The sequence below is a fragment of the Blastomonas sp. 34TW genome (assembly GCF_059803595.1).
Genome location: NZ_JAPFGW010000011.1, coordinates 80,664 through 99,514, shown reverse-complemented (window position 1 = coordinate 99,514; position 18,851 = coordinate 80,664). Strand labels below are relative to the sequence as shown.

General features: G+C 64.1%; 16 protein-coding genes and 1 tRNA gene. 13 read left to right on the top strand and 4 right to left on the bottom strand.

The window, feature by feature from the left end:
• Nucleotides 1–153: 153 nt before the first annotated feature.
• Together OPU69_RS14735 and OPU69_RS14730 are read right to left on the bottom strand one after the other, a co-directional pair.
• The gene (locus OPU69_RS14735; RefSeq protein ID WP_060978411.1) at nucleotides 154–1,473 is read right to left on the bottom strand and encodes an MFS transporter; all 1,320 of its coding nucleotides are present in this window, start codon (nucleotides 1,471–1,473) and stop codon (nucleotides 154–156) included.
• A gap of 77 nt (nucleotides 1,474–1,550) precedes the next feature.
• Nucleotides 1,551–1,627, bottom strand: a tRNA-Arg gene (locus OPU69_RS14730).
• A gap of 232 nt (nucleotides 1,628–1,859) precedes the next feature.
• On the opposite strand from OPU69_RS14730, the gene OPU69_RS14725 reads away from it, so the two are divergent.
• Complete coding sequence (locus OPU69_RS14725; protein WP_137775789.1) at nucleotides 1,860–3,059, top strand: aspartate aminotransferase family protein; 1,200 nt, start codon at nucleotides 1,860–1,862, stop codon at nucleotides 3,057–3,059.
• Between the two features lie 151 nt (nucleotides 3,060–3,210).
• On the top strand, nucleotides 3,211–4,137 hold the full coding sequence (gene argF / locus OPU69_RS14720) for an ornithine carbamoyltransferase (protein WP_498512021.1): 927 nt from the start codon (nucleotides 3,211–3,213) through the stop codon (nucleotides 4,135–4,137).
• 56 nt (nucleotides 4,138–4,193) lie between these two features.
• Here the strand turns inward: argF and OPU69_RS14715 are convergent, their stop codons facing one another.
• On the bottom strand, nucleotides 4,194–4,976 hold the full coding sequence (locus OPU69_RS14715) for an outer membrane protein assembly factor BamD (protein ID WP_273301390.1): 783 nt from the start codon (nucleotides 4,974–4,976) through the stop codon (nucleotides 4,194–4,196).
• A 124-nt stretch (nucleotides 4,977–5,100) separates the two neighbouring features.
• A complete protein-coding gene (locus tag OPU69_RS14710; RefSeq protein WP_498512018.1) occupies nucleotides 5,101–7,164 on the bottom strand; it encodes a TonB-dependent receptor plug domain-containing protein in 2,064 nt (687 codons plus the stop codon).
• Nucleotides 7,165–7,382: 218 nt separating this feature from the next.
• On the opposite strand from OPU69_RS14710, the gene OPU69_RS14705 reads away from it, so the two are divergent.
• From OPU69_RS14705 to OPU69_RS14655, 11 genes are all read left to right on the top strand, one after another.
• Nucleotides 7,383–7,958, top strand: coding sequence for a PH domain-containing protein (locus OPU69_RS14705; protein ID WP_498512016.1), 576 nt, complete (start codon nucleotides 7,383–7,385; stop codon nucleotides 7,956–7,958).
• Between the two features lie 107 nt (nucleotides 7,959–8,065).
• Nucleotides 8,066–9,379, top strand: a complete 1,314-nt coding sequence (locus OPU69_RS14700) for a M20/M25/M40 family metallo-hydrolase (protein WP_498512014.1) — start codon at nucleotides 8,066–8,068, stop codon at nucleotides 9,377–9,379.
• Nucleotides 9,380–9,436: 57 nt separating this feature from the next.
• The gene (locus tag OPU69_RS14695) at nucleotides 9,437–9,826 is read left to right on the top strand and encodes a hypothetical protein (protein WP_498512012.1); all 390 of its coding nucleotides are present in this window, start codon (nucleotides 9,437–9,439) and stop codon (nucleotides 9,824–9,826) included.
• 634 nt (nucleotides 9,827–10,460) lie between these two features.
• The gene (gene creD, locus OPU69_RS14690) at nucleotides 10,461–11,816 is read left to right on the top strand and encodes a cell envelope integrity protein CreD (protein WP_498512010.1); all 1,356 of its coding nucleotides are present in this window, start codon (nucleotides 10,461–10,463) and stop codon (nucleotides 11,814–11,816) included.
• A 43-nt stretch (nucleotides 11,817–11,859) separates the two neighbouring features.
• Entirely contained in the window at nucleotides 11,860–13,146 is a 1,287-nt protein-coding gene (locus OPU69_RS14685) for an acyl-CoA dehydrogenase family protein (RefSeq protein WP_060978881.1), read from the top strand.
• A gap of 113 nt (nucleotides 13,147–13,259) precedes the next feature.
• On the top strand, nucleotides 13,260–13,718 hold the full coding sequence (locus tag OPU69_RS14680; protein WP_060978882.1) for an SUF system Fe-S cluster assembly regulator: 459 nt from the start codon (nucleotides 13,260–13,262) through the stop codon (nucleotides 13,716–13,718).
• Nucleotides 13,715–15,211, top strand: a complete 1,497-nt coding sequence (sufB, locus tag OPU69_RS14675) for a Fe-S cluster assembly protein SufB (protein ID WP_498512007.1) — start codon at nucleotides 13,715–13,717, stop codon at nucleotides 15,209–15,211. Before OPU69_RS14680 ends, sufB begins: the two co-directional genes overlap by 4 nt.
• A gap of 146 nt (nucleotides 15,212–15,357) precedes the next feature.
• Nucleotides 15,358–16,098 (top strand): Fe-S cluster assembly ATPase SufC, encoded by a 741-nt coding sequence (sufC, locus tag OPU69_RS14670; RefSeq protein ID WP_060978884.1) that lies wholly within the window; start codon nucleotides 15,358–15,360, stop codon nucleotides 16,096–16,098.
• Between the two features lie 223 nt (nucleotides 16,099–16,321).
• Complete coding sequence (locus OPU69_RS14665) at nucleotides 16,322–17,086, top strand: SufD family Fe-S cluster assembly protein (protein ID WP_498512005.1); 765 nt, start codon at nucleotides 16,322–16,324, stop codon at nucleotides 17,084–17,086.
• Nucleotides 17,086–18,309, top strand: coding sequence for a cysteine desulfurase (locus OPU69_RS14660; protein ID WP_498512003.1), 1,224 nt, complete (start codon nucleotides 17,086–17,088; stop codon nucleotides 18,307–18,309). Before OPU69_RS14665 ends, OPU69_RS14660 begins: the two co-directional genes overlap by 1 nt.
• 5 nt (nucleotides 18,310–18,314) lie before the next feature.
• Nucleotides 18,315–18,788, top strand: a complete 474-nt coding sequence (locus OPU69_RS14655; RefSeq protein ID WP_060978886.1) for a DUF59 domain-containing protein — start codon at nucleotides 18,315–18,317, stop codon at nucleotides 18,786–18,788.
• The last annotated feature ends 63 nt before the right edge of the window (nucleotides 18,789–18,851 follow it).

The following is an 18,851-nucleotide window of genomic DNA, read 5'->3' as shown; positions in this document are numbered from 1 at the left end:
CAACACTCGCCATGCGCCGGCGCCAGATTTTTCAGTGGTGTTGCCTATTTGAGACAGCGATGTGACGTTGGCGACTCAACCGGTAGCTGGTGCGGCGCTCAGCTTTGCAATGGTTTTTCAGGAGCTTGCTCTGCGCAACGACCGCGCTGCCGGTCAATCCTCGAGGATCGCGCTGGCGGTGCGGGTGTCGCGCATGCGGATATACACGATTAGCGACAGCGCGATCATGCCGGTGACATACCAGTAGAAGCCGCGCTCCCAGCCGGCCTGCTTGAAGCTCAAGGCGACATATTCGGCCGTGCCGCCGAAGATCGTGTTGGCGAGCGCATAGGGCAGTGCCACGCCCAGCGCGCGGATATGCGCGGGGAACAGCTCTGCCTTCACCACCGCGTTGATCGAGGTATAGCCGGTGACGATCACCAGCCCGCCGAGCACGAGCGCAAAGGCGGTCAGCGGATCGCGCGTGGTCTCCAGCGTGGCGAACAGCGGATAGGTGCAGATCACGCCCAGCACGCCGAAGCCGACCAGCAGCGGCTTGCGCCCCAGCCGGTCGCTGAGCGCGCCCGCCACCGGCTGCAGCAGCATGAACACGAACAGGCTCGCGCCGTTGATCCGCGAGGCCGTCTCGCGGTCGAAGCCCGAGGTGTTGACCAGGAATTTCTGCATGTAGATCGAGAAGGCATAGAAGGCGAGCGTGCCGCCTGCGGTCATCAGCATCACCGTCAGCGCCTCGCGCGGGTGATGGCGGAACAATGCGAGCATGCCCGATTTGGGCGCATCGGTGCCTTGCGCATTGGCAAAGCTCTCGGTCTCGGCCAACCCGCGCCGGATCCAGAACACCACCACGGCCAGCGCCGCGCCGATGGCAAAGGGAATGCGCCAGCCCCAGGCATCGAGCGCGGCTTCGCTCAGCACCGATTGCAGCACCAGCAGCACGCCGATCGCCAGCAGCTGCCCGCCGATCAGCGTGACATATTGGAAGGACGAGAAGAAGCCGCGCCGCCCCTTGCCCGCCATTTCGGACAGATAGGTCGCGCTCGCACCATATTCGCCGCCGACCGACAGCCCCTGCATCAGCCGCGCCAGCACCAGCAGCGCCGGGGCGAGCAGACCTGCCGTCTCATAGGTCGGCGCGACCGCGATCAGCAGCGAGCCTGCGCACATCAGCGAGACCGACAGCGCCAGCCCGCTCTTGCGTCCCTTGCGATCGGCATAGATGCCCATCGCCCAGGCTCCGATGGGGCGCATGAAAAAGCCTACCGCAAACACCGCCGCCGCGCCGAGCAGCTGCGCAGTGCCATCGCCCGAGGGAAAGAAATGCGGCGCGAAATAGAGCGTGAACGCCGCATAGGCGTACCAGTCGTACCATTCGACCAGATTGCCGGTGGATCCGCCGACAATCGCCCAGGTGCGCTCGCGCGTGGTCGGTCTGTGACTGAACGGCAGAACGCCCGGTGGTGAGGAAGGGGTCATCGGTGTCGGCGGGTCCTGCCAGGGGTTGAAACGGCGGAGGACCATATGCGCATACGGCAACGCAGCGTGCAAGAAACTGGCGCACCCGACAGGATTCGAACCTGTGACCTCTGCCTTCGGAGGGCAGCGCTCTATCCAGCTGAGCTACGGGTGCATCGCCAAGGGGCAAGCCCTTAGCAAGCCGATTGCGCCGCCGCCAGTCCCTTTGTGCAGCGATCATTGACCCTGTGGCCCCTGCGGCGCTATAGCTTGGGCCCGCACGCTGGCGGCCCTGGTTCATGGGGTCGCCTTTTTACTTTTGGTGCCGTGGTCCCCGTGCACCGGTGGAATGCGCAAGGCGCGTGCTGTTTTTTAGGGACCCGCGAAGAAGGAAGGACAAGGCTGCCATGACGATCACGCCGCTGATGCCCGTTTACCCCCGGTGCGCCGTGCGCCCGGTGCGCGGCGAAGGCTGTTACCTGATCGGAGAGCGTGGCGAGCGATATCTGGACTTTGCCAGCGGCATCGCGGTCAACCTGCTCGGCCATGGCCATCCGCACCTCACGCAGGCGATCCAGAAACAGGCCGAGACGCTGATTCACGTGTCGAACCTGTACGGCAGCCCGCAGGGCGAGCATCTGGCGCAGCGGCTGGTCGATTCGACCTTTGCCGATACCGTGTTCTTCACCAATTCGGGGGCCGAGGCGGTCGAATGCGCGATCAAGACCGCGCGCGCCTATCACCAGTCCGAAGGCGGCGATGCCAACCGCACGGTGCTGGTGACGTTCAAGAATGCGTTCCACGGCCGCACCATGGCGACGATCAGCGCGTCGAACCAGGAGAAGATGCACAAGGGCTTCGCGCCGCTGCTGCCCGGCTTCCGCTATGTCGATTTCGACGATCTGGAAGGCGCCAAGGCCGCGATCGGCCCCGATGTCGCGGGCTTTCTGGTCGAGCCGGTCCAGGGCGAGGGCGGGGTGCGCCCGGCATCGCCGGAGTTCATGCAGGGCCTGCGCGCGCTGTGCGACGAGCACGACCTGATGCTGGTGCTCGACGAGGTGCAGTGCGGCGTCGCGCGCACCGGCACGCTCTATGCCTATGAGCAATACGGTATCGAGCCCGACATCATGGCGACCGCCAAGGGCATTGGCGGCGGCTTCCCGATGGGTGCATGTCTCGCCACCGAGAAGGCGGCGCGCGGCATGGTCGTCGGCACGCACGGTTCGACCTATGGCGGCAACCCGCTGGCCATGGCGGCGGGCGAAGCGGTGCTCGACGTCGTCGACAATCCCGAGTTCCTCGCGCATGTCCGCACGATGAGCGAGCGGCTGCGCGGTGCGCTCGAGCAGCTCATCCCCAATCACGACGAAATCTTCGATTCGGTGCGGGGCATGGGGCTGATGCTCGGCCTGAAACTCAAGGACCGCGCCGAGAACCGCGCGTTCGTGGCGCATCTGCGCGATCATCACGGGCTGCTCACCGTCGCAGCGGGCGAGAATGTCGTGCGCATCCTGCCGCCGCTGGTGATCGAACAGGCGCATGTCGACGAGTTCATCGAGCGCCTGTCGGCAGGGGCACGAGACTTCGCGCTGCCCGAAGCGGCTTGACGCTAAGCTGGCCCTCTCCCCTTCAGGGGAGAGGGTTGGGAGAGGGGCAAGGGTGCCATATCGCATTCCCCTCTCCAACTTCGCCTAAGCAGCTTTGCTGCAAAGGCTCCGTATCCTCTCCCCTGAAGGAGAGAGGAGGGGGAGACATTTCATGACCCGTCATTTCCTGAACCTGTCCGATGCCGGACACGATGCCATCGCCGCCATGCTCAACGATGCGATCGACCGCAAGGACGCGCGCCACGGCTGGCCGCTTGGCAAGGCCGATGCCGATGCCCCGCTCGAAGGCCATACCCTCGCCATGGTGTTCGAGAAGAATTCGACCCGCACGCGCGTGTCGTTCGACATGGCGATCCGCCAGCTGGGCGGCACCAGCCTGATCCTCGATGCGGGCAGCACCCAGCTGGGCCGCGGCGAGACCGTCGCCGATACTGCGCGCGTGCTCTCGCGCATGTGCGATGCCATCATGATCCGCACCGACGACCATGCCAAGATCGAGGAAATGGCCCATTTCGCGACCGTTCCTGTCATCAACGGCCTGACCGACCTGTCGCATCCGTGCCAGATCGTCGCGGATCTGCTCACCATTATCGAGCATCGCAAGGCGCTGCCCGGGCTGGTCGTGGCCTGGCTGGGCGATGGCAACAATGTGCTCAACTCGATCGTCGAGGCGGCGGGGCTGATGAAGTTCACCGTGCGCATCGGCTGCCCCGACGGCTATGATCCGGACCCGGCGTTCGTCGCCGCAGCGCGCGCGGCGGGCGGGACGATCAGCTTCCACCGCGATGCGGGCGAGGCCGCCACCGGCGCGGACGTGATCGTCACCGATACCTGGATCTCGATGGGCCAGGCGCATGCGGAAGAGAAACTGAAGGCGATGATGCCGTTCCAGGTCAACGATGCGCTGATGGCGAAGGCCAAGAAGGACGCGTTGTTCCTGCACTGCCTGCCCGCGCATCGCGAGGAGGAAGTGACGGCCAGCGTCATCGACGGGCCGCAATCGGTGGTCTGGGACGAGGCGGAGAACCGGCTGCACGCGCAGAAATCGGTGCTGCGCTGGGTGTTCGGCCAGTTGTAAGAAATAAGGCCCCGGAGCTCAGCGCTTCGGGGCCTTTTTCCGCAAAACCGGCGCGATCAGCTCGCGGTGATCAGGTCGCCGTGCTTTTCGGTCAGCTTGTAGGCGCGCTCGTACCAGTCCGAACCGGGATAGTTCGCGCCGAGCACGGCAGCGGATTTCTTCGCTTCGGCCGGGATGCCGAGCGCCAGATAGCATTCGGTCAGGCGATAGAGCGCCTCTGCGGTGTGGCTGGTGGTCTGGTACTTGTCGACCACCTCGCGGAAGCGCAGCGTCGCCGCCAGCCAGTTGGAGCTGCGCTGGTAATAGCGGCCGATCTCCATTTCCTTGCCCGCGAGGTGATCGTTGACCAGATCGACCTTGAGCCGCGCGTCGGAGGCATAGCGGGTGTTGGGATAGCGGCGCATCACCTCGCCCAGCGCGGCAAGCGCCTGCTGGGTGATCTTCTGGTCGCGCGTCACGTCGCTGATCTGCTCGTAATAGTTGAGCGAGATCAGATAATAGGCATAGGGCGCGTCCTTGTTGCCCGGATGGATGGCCAGGAAGCGCTGCGCCGACTGGATCGACTTGTTGTGATCCTTGGCGAGATAATAGCTGAACGCGCTCATCAGCTGCGCGCGGCGCGCCCAGGGCGAATAGGGGTGCTGGCGCTCGACCTCGTCGAACAGCTCGGCAGCGATCTTGTTCTGGCCGCGGTCGAGCCGGTCCTTGGCCGCCATGTACAGCGTGCTGACATCGCGCGCGATATAGTTGGTGTTGACCTTGTTCTTGCCGCCCGCGCAGCCGGACAGCACGGTCAGCGCAGCCGCGCTTGCCAGAGCCAGTTTGATCGCCTTGTTCATGGCCGCAACCCTTATCGGCTAAGCACCCGTGCGCCAAGCGCAAATCCTGGGGGGCGGGAAGGATTCGCCGCACCGGTTTTCGCGTAGTTTTGGCCGGCTGTATCCTGCATGAACCACAAAGCGGTCAGAAGCTGCCGTTGATGTCGAGCCTGACGACAGGGCCGAAGTAACGCTCGCGGTCCTCGACAAACGCCACCGGCCCGTCGCGGCGCGCGACATAGAAGGTGCGGCGGAACGCCTCGTTGGTGCCGATCAGGTTGGACAGGCCGAGCCGCACGGTCAGCCCGCGCACGTCCTTGTTCTCGACATAGAAGCCCAGGTCCCCGCCATCGATGGGGAATTCGGCGAGCTGGCTGAGGCGCACCTCGTCGGCTTGGGAAAAGTCGAAATAGTTCGCGCCTACCGCCCAGTTGCCGCCGGGAATGTCATAGCGGAACTCGGCGCTGAATTCGTGGATCAGATCGGCCGAGATGCGGCGATTGATGCCGGTCAGCGGATCGGGCAGGCTCGATTTGCGCCAGGTATAGTCGATGTCGAAGCGCACCCCGGTCCAGCCGATCACGTCCATCTTGAAGGTGGAATCGATCGAAAAGCCCCAGATGGTCGCGCTGTCGATATTGCCCGGCGCCTCGCCGGTCGCGCCGATCGGTACCTGGTCGACGATATCCTCGACGAAATTGACGAAGGCCTTGGCGTTGATCGATCCTAGCGCGCCCAGATTCTTGGTCGCCTGGAAATCGATGTTCCAGCTCTGCTGCGGCACGAGATCGGGATTGCCGCTGTTCTGGTTCTCCGCGCCAAGGTCCGCCGAGGCGACGAAATCGAAGAAATTGAGCTGCCCGACATCGCGCTGCAGGCGCAAGCTCAGGTCGAGCGACTGGACCGGCTTCCAGGCCAGCGAGACGAAACCCTTGGGGCGGATGAAGCTGCGCGTAAGGCCATTGGGCCCGCTCTGCATGATCTGCGAATATTCGCCGCCGATCGAGGTCTGCAGCGTCAGGTTGGAGGCGAGCGGGCGGCCATAGCTGAGTCCCGCTTCCGCGCGCTTTTCCTCGACCGTTGCGTCGGAGCCCGGCAGCGGCACCGGGTTGAACCGGCCGGCCGTGTCGAGCAGCTTCAGTTCGGCATCGGTGTCGAGCTTGTTGATTGCGCCTTCCAGGCTGAACTGCCAGTCGGCCTTCCCCGCCTTCCAGCCATATTCGGCGCGCGCGATGGTTTCGGTCTCGTCGATCCGGGTCGCCAGGCTGTTGCCCTCGCGCGGGCGGCGGTCCTCGAAATCGAGAAAGATGCGCGTGAAAAACGGGCTGTGCTCGAACCGGCGCAGACCGATGAGCTTCAGATTGCCACCCCAGAGCGGGAACAGGTAATCCCCGCCGATCTCGTAATTATATTCCTTCTCGGTCTCGAGATAGTCGCGGTCGCGGACCACCTCGCCGTCCGAATCCTCGGTAATCCGCACCCAGCGCCGCTGATAGGCGAGGTTGAGATTGCCGATCTGGCCGGTGTCTCCAGTATATTTGATACCCGCCGCGATCCGGGGTTCGTCGCCATTGACGTACAGCTCCTCATAGCGCCGGTCGGTGACATTGCCTGCCGCATCGAGCACGCGTTCGATCCCGGCATTGCCGTTGCGGAAGCTGTTATTGGCGAGGCTCAGCGTATAGGCGATCTTCCCCGCCTTGCCGCTCGCCGAAACCTCGCCGTTGAGCACCTGCGGATCGGTGCGGCGGAAGCGCACGCGCGGGCTCCAGCGGAACTGGCCGGTAAGGCTGTCGACCTTGCTGACGATATTGACCACCTGGCCGGTCAGCCCGGGCAGGTTCAGCGTCGCGCCGTCGATCAGCTCGATCCGGATCACATTGGCCGCGCCGATGCGGCCGAGTTCGGAGACGACATCGTTGCTCTTGCCCGAAAAGCGCTCGCCATTGATCAGCACGTTGCTCGACACCTGGCCGAGCCCGCGCCGGTCCTCGCCCTCGGCGATCGAGAAGCCCGGGATCTGGCGCACCATGTCGAGCGCGGTGCGCGGCGCGAACTGCGCGAAATAGGCGGGATCGAAACTGCGCAGTGGCGTCGTTGTCTGCCCTGCCGGAGCGGGCGCCGCGGGCGCGGCGTCCTGCGCCCAGGCGATGGTGGGCAGGCCCGCCAGGGCGATTGCCGCCACCGATGCAAGATACCGGATTTTCACGAAATTTCCCCTGCCTTTTGCGGATGCCGCCCGATTGTCACAGCTCTTCAACTACATCCGTAGTCGTTCCCTGCGTCCGATCCTGTCTGCAAAGCTCTGCAGCTTCGACCGATGCACATTCGGCTTCGACGAGCGGCTTTTGTGTCGCTGATGTGCAATCCCGTTTACCGCCGCCGATTGGCCGGTTAAGACCTTGGCGTTCAGGGGAAGGACGCGCCATGGACCCGCATGACATTATCGAACACCGCCCGATCGAACCGCGCACCGGCGTGCGCCGGATGGAGGGCGTGCCGCGCATCGAGTTCCGCTCGTCGACCTTTGCCTGGCTGTTCCAGTCGGGCACCGGCTGGATGATCCTGGCCGTCGCGCTCGCGGTGCTCGCGGGCGGCATTTATGCGGGCTATGGCTGGCAGACCGGTGCGGTGCTCGCCGTCGTGCTGGGCGCATGGATCGGCTGGAACGCGATCGAGAACCGCGCGAGCCTGTTCTGGATCGACGACCAAAGGCTGTTCATGCGGCGCGGCATTTTGATGCGCAGCGAGGAAGAGATCGAGCTCTACCGGATCAAGGACGTGAAGGTCGAATTCTCGATTATCCAGCAGATGTTCGACAATGGCACCATCTGCATCAGCTCGTCGGATTCAACCGGGCGCACCGCGTCTGCCGCGCCGCATCCGCGCACGATGATCGAGGTGACCAATGTGCGCGATGCTCGCGCGATCCGCGCGGAACTGCGCGACCGGGTCGAGGCGATCCGCCAGCGGCGCGGCGTGCGCGAATTCGATATCGGCTAGATCCAGATTTTGATGGGATCAAAAGCTGGGTCTAGCTTTCTGGTTTTCCGTGATTTCCGAGCCGTGAAATGTTCCATTTCACTCGAAATCACTCGAAGGGGTACAGTATGACGTTCCGGACATTCGCACTCGCCGCCGCCACCGCGCTGGCGGTCGTCGCCACGCCCGCCCTTGCCAAGCTTTCGCCCCAGGAGGCAAAGATGGTCGCGGCGGTGGACAAGGATCATGATCGCTGGATCGGCGTGCTCGAGGCGATCACCCGGCAGAACAGCGGCAGCCGCAATATTCCCGGCGTCAAGAAAGTCGCCGAGATGGTGACGCCCGAGCTCGAGAAGCTGGGCTTCAAGGTCGAATGGGTCGACCAGAAGGCGGCGGGGCGCGCCGGGCACCTGATCGCGACGCGCACCGGGCGGCCGGGCAGCACCAGGATGCTGCTGATCGGCCATCTCGATACCGTGTTCGAACCCGATTCGCCGTTCCAGAATGTCCGGCGCATCGATGCCGACACGCTCGAAGGGCCGGGGATCGAGGACAACAAGGGCGGCGTGATCACCATGTTCGCCGCCCTGGACGCTATGCAGAAGGCGGGCACGCTCTCTGCCGCGACTATCACCATCGTGCTGACCGGCGACGAGGAGGATGCAGGCGACCCGATCGACATTGCGCGCGCGGACCTTGTCAAATGGGGCCAATGGGCCGATGTCGCGCTCGATTTCGAGGGATTGTCCCAGGTCGATGGCAAGGACATGGGCTCGATCGCGCGGCGCTCCTCCTATAGCTGGCAGGTCAACGCCACCGGCAAGGAAGGCCACAGCTCGGGCATCTTCTCGGCCAGCGCGGGCCATGGCGCGATCTACGAGCTTGCGCGGATCATCGACCAGTTCCATGACGAGCTGCCCGAGGACAAGCTGACCTTCAATGTCGGGCTGATCGCGGGCGGATCGGTGGCGCAGCTCGATGCCGACCTCGTCCGCGCGCAGGCGGCGGGCAAGACCAACATCATCCCCGCCCAGGCCATCGCGCGCGGCGACTTCCGCACGCTGAGCGACGAACAGTCCGAGCGGGTCAAAGCCAAGATGCAGGCGATCGTCGCGCAGCACCTGCCGGGCACCAGCGCCGAGATCATCTTCGAACAGGGCTATCCCCCGATGGCCCCGACCGAAGGCAACCGCGCGCTGCTCAAGCGGCTGAACGTCATCAACGCGGACCTGGGCCTCGAGCAGATGGCCGAACTCGATCCGCTGAAGCGCGGCGCGGGCGATATCTCGTTCGTCGCGCGCTATGTCGACGGACTGGTCGGCATGGGCCCCGCCGGCGACGGCGCGCACGCACCGGGCGAGACGGTCGACCTGCCGAGCATCAAGCGCCAGGCGAAACGCGCGGCGATCCTGATGAGCCGCTTGGCAATGGAGAAAAGGTGAGGGGGGGGGGTGGTTTTGGACGTTGTGCAGACTTCGACCACCTTATAATATTGAACAATGCGAGAACCTGATCTTTTTACCGATGGATGGTGTCTCGACGATGGCGAGGAATATCATCGCGCTACCCCAGAAACTTTCTGGATACCGTCCCGCGAGGCAAGGGAAGGTCTTCATCCGGGTGATCTAGCGAAACTGATTTTTCGCATTGCTATTGATGACGAGGAAGAGCCTTTTGCCTTCGAGCGCATGTGGGTGCTGGTCCGTGAGCGCATCGACAACGGTTATCTCGGCATCTTGGACAACGATCCATATTCCGTTGCCGAAAATAACGACTTTTGGAGCGGTATAGAACTTCCGTTTGAGCCGCAGCATATCATCAACATTGCTGAGAGAGATGATAAAACCATCGCCATTGCGGCGCAGGAACCCAGAAAGCGCTGGATTTGAACTGAAGATTCAATGTCCGTAATATGGTAGTTGTGGACGAGGCAGAGTTTTTCTCTTGCTGCCTCGAAGCCGCACCTCATTCCGCTCAGCCTGAGCTTGTTTCAGGGGTCCGCGGGTTGTTTGGGGATTCCAATCTGCCGGTTGCCTGCGAAGGCAGGTATCCATCTCCTGTCCTTGCGTCCGGATCCGACCGCCAGAAGATGGGCCCTTGCCTTCGCAGGGGACCGGGGAGGTGGCGGGGAGGGGTGCCGCAGAGCGGAAACTCTTCGCGGCTTCGTGTGAACCCATTTTTCTCACGCGAAGACGCGAAGGGATAAAGGGGGCTGTGCCAGTTCTTTCCACCTCATTTTTATCGTCACCCCCGCGAAGGCGGGGGTCCCGCTGTTGGCGCGACCATGGCGCGGAAGCGGGATTCCCGCGTGCGCGGGAATGACGGGGGTGGCGATTTAGGGCTAGTGGAAGCCGGATGCCCCGATTGCTAGCGGGCAACGAACGGGTGAGGCATCCGGCTTCCGTGACAGGGTTAACGCTCGCCTCACCGATTCGCTGTGACGCAGTTCACACCCGATTCAGCTTCGCGGGCATAGCTCACCCGTGCATTTTCATCGATGAACCGTGAAGGGACCTAGATCGCATGGCCAAGGAACGCAGCCCCGGCTTCAAGCTGGGCATGACCGTGCTGATCGGCGCGCTGCTCGCGATCCCGCTGTTCATGGTCTATGCGCTCGTCTGGGACCGGCAGAGCCAGTCGGAAACCGCGCGCGCCAGCGTCGCCGAGGGCTGGGGCGGGCCGCAGATGCTCGCAGGGCCGGTGATGGTCATTCCCTATCGCCAGCAATCGGTCGAGACCGTCACCGAAAACGGCCGGGAGACGTCGCGCGCGGTGACGATCGAGCGCGAGCTGTTCCTGGCCCCCGTCAGCAACACCGCAGCGGTCGATGTCGAGCCCGAGCGGCGGACCAAGTCGATCTACGAAACCGTGGTCTATGAGGCGCGGGTCAAGGGCACGGCGCGGTTCGCTCTCCCTGAGGATCTCGCGCGCTTCGGGGTGAACCCGAAGGAGCTGATGCTCGACCGCGCCGAAATCCGCGTCGGCATTTCCGATGCGCGCGGGCTGCTCGCCGACAATGCGCTTGCCATGGCGGGCAAGCCGCTGCCGCTGCGCCCCGGCAAGGGGCTGGGCTCCACCAATGGCTCCGGCTTCTTTGCCTTTGCCGACTGGTCGGAAACCGCCGGAGCGCCAGTCGATGTCGCCTATCGCTTCGGCGTGCGCGGCAATGGCCAGCTGATGCTGATCCCCGATGGCGAGGCGACCGACTGGACCGTGCGTTCGCACTGGCCGCATCCGAGCTTTGCCGGGCAGTTCCTGCCCAATACGCGCCAGGTGTCGGACAAGGGCTTCACCGCGCGCTACAAGATCAGCAATCTCGCTCTCGGCCGCGCGATCGTGCAACTGCCCCAGCCCGGCGAACAGATCGGCGCGGGCGCGCAGATGGCGCAGATCGACCTGATCGAGCCGGTCAATCTCTACAGCCAGGTCGATCGCGCGGTGAAATACGGCTTCCTGTTCATCGGCTTCACCTTCCTCGCCTTCCTTATGTTCGACATCATCGCAGGCGCGCGCGTCGCCGCCGCCGAATATCTGCTCACCGGTGCAGGGCTGATCCTGTTCTTCGTGCTGCTGCTCGCCTTTGCCGAGATCATCGGGTTCACGCTCGCCTATCTGCTCGCCTCGGGCGCGATCATCGGGCTGATCAGCGCCTATAGCGCCGCGGTGCTCGGCAGCGCCAAGCGCGCCGGGTTCATCGGCGGGCTGCTGCTCGGGCTTTATGCGCTGCTCTATGTGCTGCTCAACCTCGAGGCCTATTCGCTGCTGATCGGATCGGTGCTGCTGTTCGTGGCGCTGGCGGCGGTGATGTACGTCACCCGCCGCGTCGACTGGTCGGGCCTGGGCCAGCGGGACGCAGCCAAGGGCTTGCCGGAAGCGTAAAGCCGTCCATAGTGCATCCAAACGATAATATGAGGATGCACCCATGGATTTCACGCTTCCGGCGGAGCTGACCGCCTATCTGGCCGAGCTCGACGCGTTCATCGCGAAGGAGATCAAGCCGCTCGAACAGGCGGACGACAATATCCGCTTTTTCGATCATCGCCGCGAATGGGCGCGCACCGATTTCGATAACGGGGGCCTGCCGCGCCACGATTGGGAAGAGCTGCTGCGCGAGGCGCAACACCGCGCCGATGCCGCCGGGCACTGGCGCTTTTCCGCGCCGAAGAAATATGGCGGCCAAGATGGCTCCAACCTGTGGATGGCGGTGATCCGCGAGCATTTTGCGGCCATGGGGCTGGGCCTGCACAACGACCTGCAGAACGAGCATTCGATTGTCGGCAATTTCCCCTTCGTCGCGATGTTCGAGGAATTCGGCACCGAAGAGCAGAAGCAGGAGTTCATCCTGGGCGGCTTCGAGCGCACGCGGATCACCGCTTTCGGCCTCACCGAGCCCAACCACGGATCGGACGCGACGCATATGGAAACGCGCGCGGTGCGCGAGACGCGCGACGGCGTGCCCGGCTGGCGCATCGATGGCGAGAAGATGTGGATCACCGGCATGCATGTCGCGACGCACTGCGCGCTGTTTGCCCGGACCAGCGGCCAGGATGGCGATGCGCGCGGCATCACCTGCCTGCTCGTGCCGACCGACACGCCGGGCCTGAAGATCGAGGAGTATCTGTGGACCTTCAACATGCCCACCGATCATCCGCGCCTGTCGTTCACCAATGTCTGGGTGCCCGAAAGCGCGATGCTGGGCGAGGAGGGCAGGGGGCTTTCGCTCGCGCAGAGCTTCGTCCACCAGAACCGCATCCGCCAGGCGGCATCGTCACTAGGCGCTGCGGTGTTCTGCATCGAGGAAAGCGTCAGATATGCGCGCGAGCGGCGGCCGTTCGGCAAGGCGCTGGCCGAGAACCAGGCGATCCAGTTTCCGCTGGTCGAGCTCGCGACCCAGGCCGAGATGCTGCGGCTGCTGATCCGCAAGACCGCCTGGGACATGGACAACATGCCGCACAAGGCGATCGAGCGCGAACTCTCGGACAAGGTCAGCATGTGCAACTATTGGGCGAACCGGCTGTGCTGCGAGGCGGCCGATCGCGCGATGCAGGTGCATGGCGGCATCGGCTATTCGCGCCACACCCCGTTCGAACATATCTATCGCCACCACCGCCGCTACCGCATCACCGAAGGGTCGGAGGAAATCCAGATGCGCAAGGTGGCGGCCTATCTGTTCGGCTTTCTGGGCCCCAGGCGCGCGCTGTTCGAATAGCGTCGGGGCCGCGAGCCACCATCCAACAAAACCTTGATTTCCGCATGCAAAACAGCCATCTGCTAATCGGAACGATTCAATCCGATTTGTTGGCCGATTAGCGGGAGCGGCGCATGCGTCTGTCCAGTCTTGCAGATTATGCCGTGGTGCTGATGAGCGCCGCTGCGCGCCATTGCGGTGGCATGCGGTGCAATGCGCGTGCGCTGGCGGAAGAGACCGGCCTGCCGCTGCCCACCGCCCAGAAGCTGGTGAGCAAGCTTTCCGCCGCCGGGCTGATCGAATCGGTGCGCGGCGCGGGCGGCGGCTTCCGCCTGTCGCGCCCACCCGCCGCGATCACGCTTGCCGATATTGTCGAGGCGGTCGATGGCCCGATCACCATCACCGTCTGTTCGGGCGAGCATGCCAGCGATTGCGCGATCGAGGGCAGCTGCCATGTTCGCCCGCACTGGCAGATCGTCAACCGCACCATCCGCGCGGCGCTGGCATCAGTGACGCTGGCCAGCCTCGGCCAGCACATTCCGGATCCACGCCGCCCCGAACATGCTCTTGATTTCAAAAGGACCGTATCGTGACCGACGACAGCAACACCGCTGAAAGCAAGGTGCGCGATGCCGATGCCTGGGCCGCAGCCGAAAAGGTGGGCACCTATGAATGGGGCTTCACCACCGATATCGAACAGGAACTCGCGCCCAAGGGGCTGAATGAGGACACTGTCCGCTATATCAGCGCCAAGAAGAACGAACCCGAATGGATGCTCGAATGGCGATTGAAGGCCTTCCGCATCTGGCAGGAGCTGCCCGAGCCCGATTGGGCGAAGCTTCACTATCCGCCGATCGACTATCAGGACGCCTATTATTACGCCGCGCCCAAGGCCAAGCCCAAGCTGGGCTCCTTGGATGAGGTCGATCCCGAGATCCTGCGCGTCTATGAAAAGCTCGGCATCCCGATCGAGGAGCAGAAGGTGCTCGCCGGGGTCGAGGGCGCGCGCAAGGTCGCGGTCGATGCAGTGTTCGACAGCGTTTCGGTCGCCACCACCTTCCGCGAGGAGCTTTCGCGCGCTGGCGTGATCTTCATGTCGATCAGCGAGGCGATCCGCGAGCATCCCGAGCTGGTGAAGAAATGGCTCGGCAAGGTCGTGCCGGTGCGCGACAATTACTTTGCCTGCCTCAACTGCGCGGTCTTTTCCGACGGTACCTTCGTCTACATCCCCGAAGGCGTGCGCTGCCCGATGGAGCTTTCCACCTATTTCCGCATCAACGCGGAAAATACCGGCCAGTTCGAACGCACCCTGATCGTCGCCGACAAGGGCAGTTACGTGTCCTATCTCGAAGGCTGCACCGCACCGCAGCGTGACGAGAACCAGCTTCACGCCGCCGTGGTCGAACTCGTCGCGCTCGATGATGCCGAGATCAAATACTCGACCGTGCAGAACTGGTACCCCGGCGATGCGGAAGGGCGGGGCGGCATCTACAATTTCGTCACCAAGCGCGGGCTGGCGCAGGGCGCGCGCTCCAAGATCAGCTGGACGCAGGTCGAAACCGGCTCTGCGGTGACGTGGAAATATCCCTCGTGCGTGCTCAACGGCGAGGACAGCGTCGGCGAATTCTATTCGGTCGCGGTCACCAACAATTGCCAGCAGGCCGATACCGGCACCAAGATGATCCACAACGGCAAGGGCTCTCGTTCGACCATCGTCTCCAAGGGGATCAGCGCGGGCAAGAGCAACAACACCTATCGCGGGCTGGTCCGCGTCGCCCCCTCGGCCGAGGGCGTGCGCAACTTCACCCAGTGCGACAGCCTGCTGCTCGGCGACCAGTGCGGCGCACACACCGTGCCCTATATCGAGGTGCGCAATCCCAGCGCCACGATCGAGCACGAGGCGACGACCAGCAAGATCAGCGACGACCAGCTGTTCTACGCGATGCAGCGCGGGCTTAGCCAGGAGGACGCGGTCGCGCTGATCGTCAACGGCTTCGCGCGCGAGGTGCTCAAGCAGCTGCCGATGGAATTCGCGGTCGAAGCGCAGAAGCTGCTGGGGATTTCGCTTGAGGGGAGCGTGGGGTGAGCCTCACATCCTCTTTTCGCCGTCATGCTGAACTTGTTTCAGCATCCATCGTGCCGCAGCAGCCGAAGCCGCGTGGGGCGAAATGGACCCTGAAACAAGTTCAGGGTGACGACAGACAACCGATTTGCCGAACGAGATAAATGACAATGCTCCAGATTAACAACCTCCACGCCACAGTCGGCGAAACCGCGATCCTCAAGGGGCTGTCGCTCACCATCAACGCAGGGGAAATCCATGCGATCATGGGGCCCAACGGTGCGGGCAAGTCGACGCTGGCCTATACGCTGGGCGGACGGCCTGGATACGAGGTAACCCAGGGCACCGCGACCTTCGACGGCCAGGACCTGCTCGCCCTCGAGCCGCACGAGCGCGCCGCTGCCGGGCTGTTCCTGGGCTTCCAGTACCCGGTCGAGATTCCCGGCGTCTCCAACCTGCAATTCCTGCGCGAAAGCCTCAACGCGCAGCGCAAGGCGCGTGGGCAAGAACCGCTGTCGGGCGCGGAGTTCATCAAGCTTGCCAAGGAAAAGGCGGCGCTGCTGCGCATGGACATGGAGATGCTCAAGCGCCCGGTGAATGTCGGTTTTTCGGGCGGCGAGAAGAAGCGCAACGAGATGGTGCAGATGGGGATCATCGATCCCAAGCTCGCGCTGCTCGACGAAACCGATAGCGGGCTTGATATCGACGCGCTGCGCATCGTCGGCGAAGGCATCAACGCGATCATGCGCAAGGGCGACAAGGCGGTGCTGCTGATCACCCACTATCAGCGGCTGCTCGATCTGGTGAAGCCCGATTTCGTCCACGTCCTCGCCGGTGGCCGCATCGTGCGCAGCGGCGGTCCCGAGCTGGCGCTGGAGCTGGAAGAACAGGGTTACGAGGCGGTGGCGTGATGGGCGTGCAGCCTGCCAGAACCTTCTCCCTTGATGGGAGAAGGATACGGAGCCTTGCCAAGCGCAGCGCGGCTAGGCGCAGTTGGATGAGGGTGAGTGCGTCATCCGCAGCAATTGCCCCGCAACCGCTCCACCCTCACCCAGCTTCGCCTAAATTCGCTTCGCTCATTAAGGCTTCGCAGCCCTCTCCCCTCAAGGGAGAGGGGTTTTGGGGAGAGGGATCATGAGCGGTAACGTCATCCCCCTCCCCACCCGCAAGGACGAGGCCTGGCGCTATGCCGATCTCGATGCGCTGGCGCGCGTTTGGGGCGATGTGCCGCAGGGACCTGAGCGGATCGTGGTGCCTGCAGGCGAGACGCTCTCGCGGCAGATCGTGCTGCCGGTGGCGCTGTCGGGCGTGTCGATCACCGATCTCGACGTGGAGATCGAAGCGGGTGCGACGTTCGCGCTGCATCTGCTGTGCACTGACGCCGATTATGGCCGGATGAGCATCCATGTGCTGCTGCACGAAGGCGCGCATTTCGAGATGGGGGGGGCGATCCTGGGCCATTCTGACCAGACGCTCGAGATCGTCACCAGCGTGAACCACGCGCACCCCCATGCCACCAGTAACCAGGTGGTGCGCAGCGTGCTCGCGGGCCGCGCGACCGGATCGTTCCTCGGCAAGGTCGCGGTGGCGCGGCATGCGCAGAAGACCGATGCGTCGCAGTCGGTGAAAGCGATGCTGCTCGACCGCACCGCGACCGCCAACGCCAAGCCCGAGCTGGAAATCTATGCCGACGATGTGAAATGCGCGCATGGTGCCACCGTGGGCGAGCTCGACAAGCAGGCCCTGTTCTACATGGCCGCGCGCGGGCTGCCGCCGCAGGTGGCGCGCAAGCTGATGCTGCAGGCGTTCATCGCCGATGCGTTCGTGTCGCTCGACGACGACGCCGCGCGCGAGGCGATCGAAACGCGCGCGCTGGCGGCGCTGGAGGGGCTGGCGTGATGACCACGCTCACCGCACCCCGTCTGCTTGACCATCGCGCCGATTTCCCCGGCCTGATTACCGCGTCGGGTGAGCCGTGGCATTATCTGGATTCCGCCGCCACCGCGCAGAAGCCCAGGCAAGTGATCGACGCGATCGCGCAGAGCTATGGCGGCGATTATGCGACGGTGCACCGCGGCGTCTATGCGCGCTCGGCGGACATGACGATCGCTTACGAGGCTGCGCGGCGCAAGGCGGCGGCGTTCATCGGCGGGCGCGAGGACGAGACCATATTCGTGCGCGGCGCGACCGAAGGGATCAACCTGGTTGCGTCGAGCTGGGGCGGGGCCAACCTGAAGCCCGGCGACCGCATCCTGCTCAGCCAGCTCGAGCATCACAGCAATATCGTGCCCTGGCAGCTCGTCGCCGAACGCACCGGCGCGGTGATCGATGTCGCCCCGTTGACAGAAGATGGGCGGATCGATCTCGACGCGGTCGAGGCGATGCTGACGCCGGCGCACAAGATGGTGGCGCTCGCGCATGTGTCGAACGTGCTCGGCAGCGTGCTCGATGCCAGGCGCGCGGCGACGCTGGCGCACAATGTCGGCGCGCTGCTGCTGCTCGATGGCTGTCAGGCGGTGCCGCGCATCCCCGTCGATGTCGCGGCTTTGGGCTGCGATTTCTACGTGTACAGCGCGCACAAGCTTTACGGGCCGACCGGCATCGGTGTGCTCTGGGGCCGGGCCGAGCTGCTGGGTGCCATGCCGCCGTGGCAGGGCGGCGGCGCGATGATCGACCGGGTGACCTTCGAACGCACCACCTATGCCCCGCCACCGCAGCGGTTCGAGGCAGGCACGCCGCATATCACGGGAGCCATCGGTCTGGCGGCAGCGATCGATTATGTGCAAGTGATCGGCATCGACGCGATCCATGCGCATGAAAGCGCGCTGGTCGCCGAGGCGCAGGACGCGCTCGCGGGCATCAACGCGATCCGTCTGTTCGGGCCGAAGGACAGTGCAGGCATCCTCTCGTTCGAGATGCAGGGGGTGCATCCGCACGATATCGGCACCATATTGGACGAAGCGCATGTCGCGATCCGCGCCGGGCATCATTGCGCCCAGCCGCTGATGGATCATCTCGGCGTGGCTGCTACCGCGCGCGCGAGCTTCGGGATTTACAGCAACAGCGAAGATGTCGCCGCCCTGGTGCGGGGACTGGAACGGGTCCGCAGGATTTTCGGGTGATGGATATGGAAGAGACGGGCAAGATCGTGATCGACGAGGTCGAGGCAGTGGCCAAGCCGCCCAAGGCACGCGTGCAGGACGTGGTCGAGGACGCCGCGCCCGCAGAGCCGCGCCGCCGCGACTATCTGGATGGCTTCCTGGCCGAGAAGCCGCAGGGCCAGGCTCCGAACGAGCCGGGCGGCGAGGTGTACGAGGCGGTGATCGACCGCTTGAAGGGCATTTACGATCCCGAAATCCCGGTGAACATCTACGACCTGGGGCTGATCTATGGCGTCGAGGTGAATGACGCGCATGCGATCATCACGATGACGCTGACGACGCCGCACTGCCCGGTCGCCGAATCCATGCCCGGCGAGGTCGAGATGCAGGTTTGCTCGGTCCCCGGGATCGCCGATGCCGAGGTCAATCTGGTCTGGGATCCGCCCTGGGATCCGGGCAAGATGAGCGACGAGGCCCGACTCGAAATGGGGATGTTGTAATGGAATCACCCTCTCCCCTCCGAGGGAGAGGGTTGCGGAGACTTAGGAGCGAAGCGAGTTAGT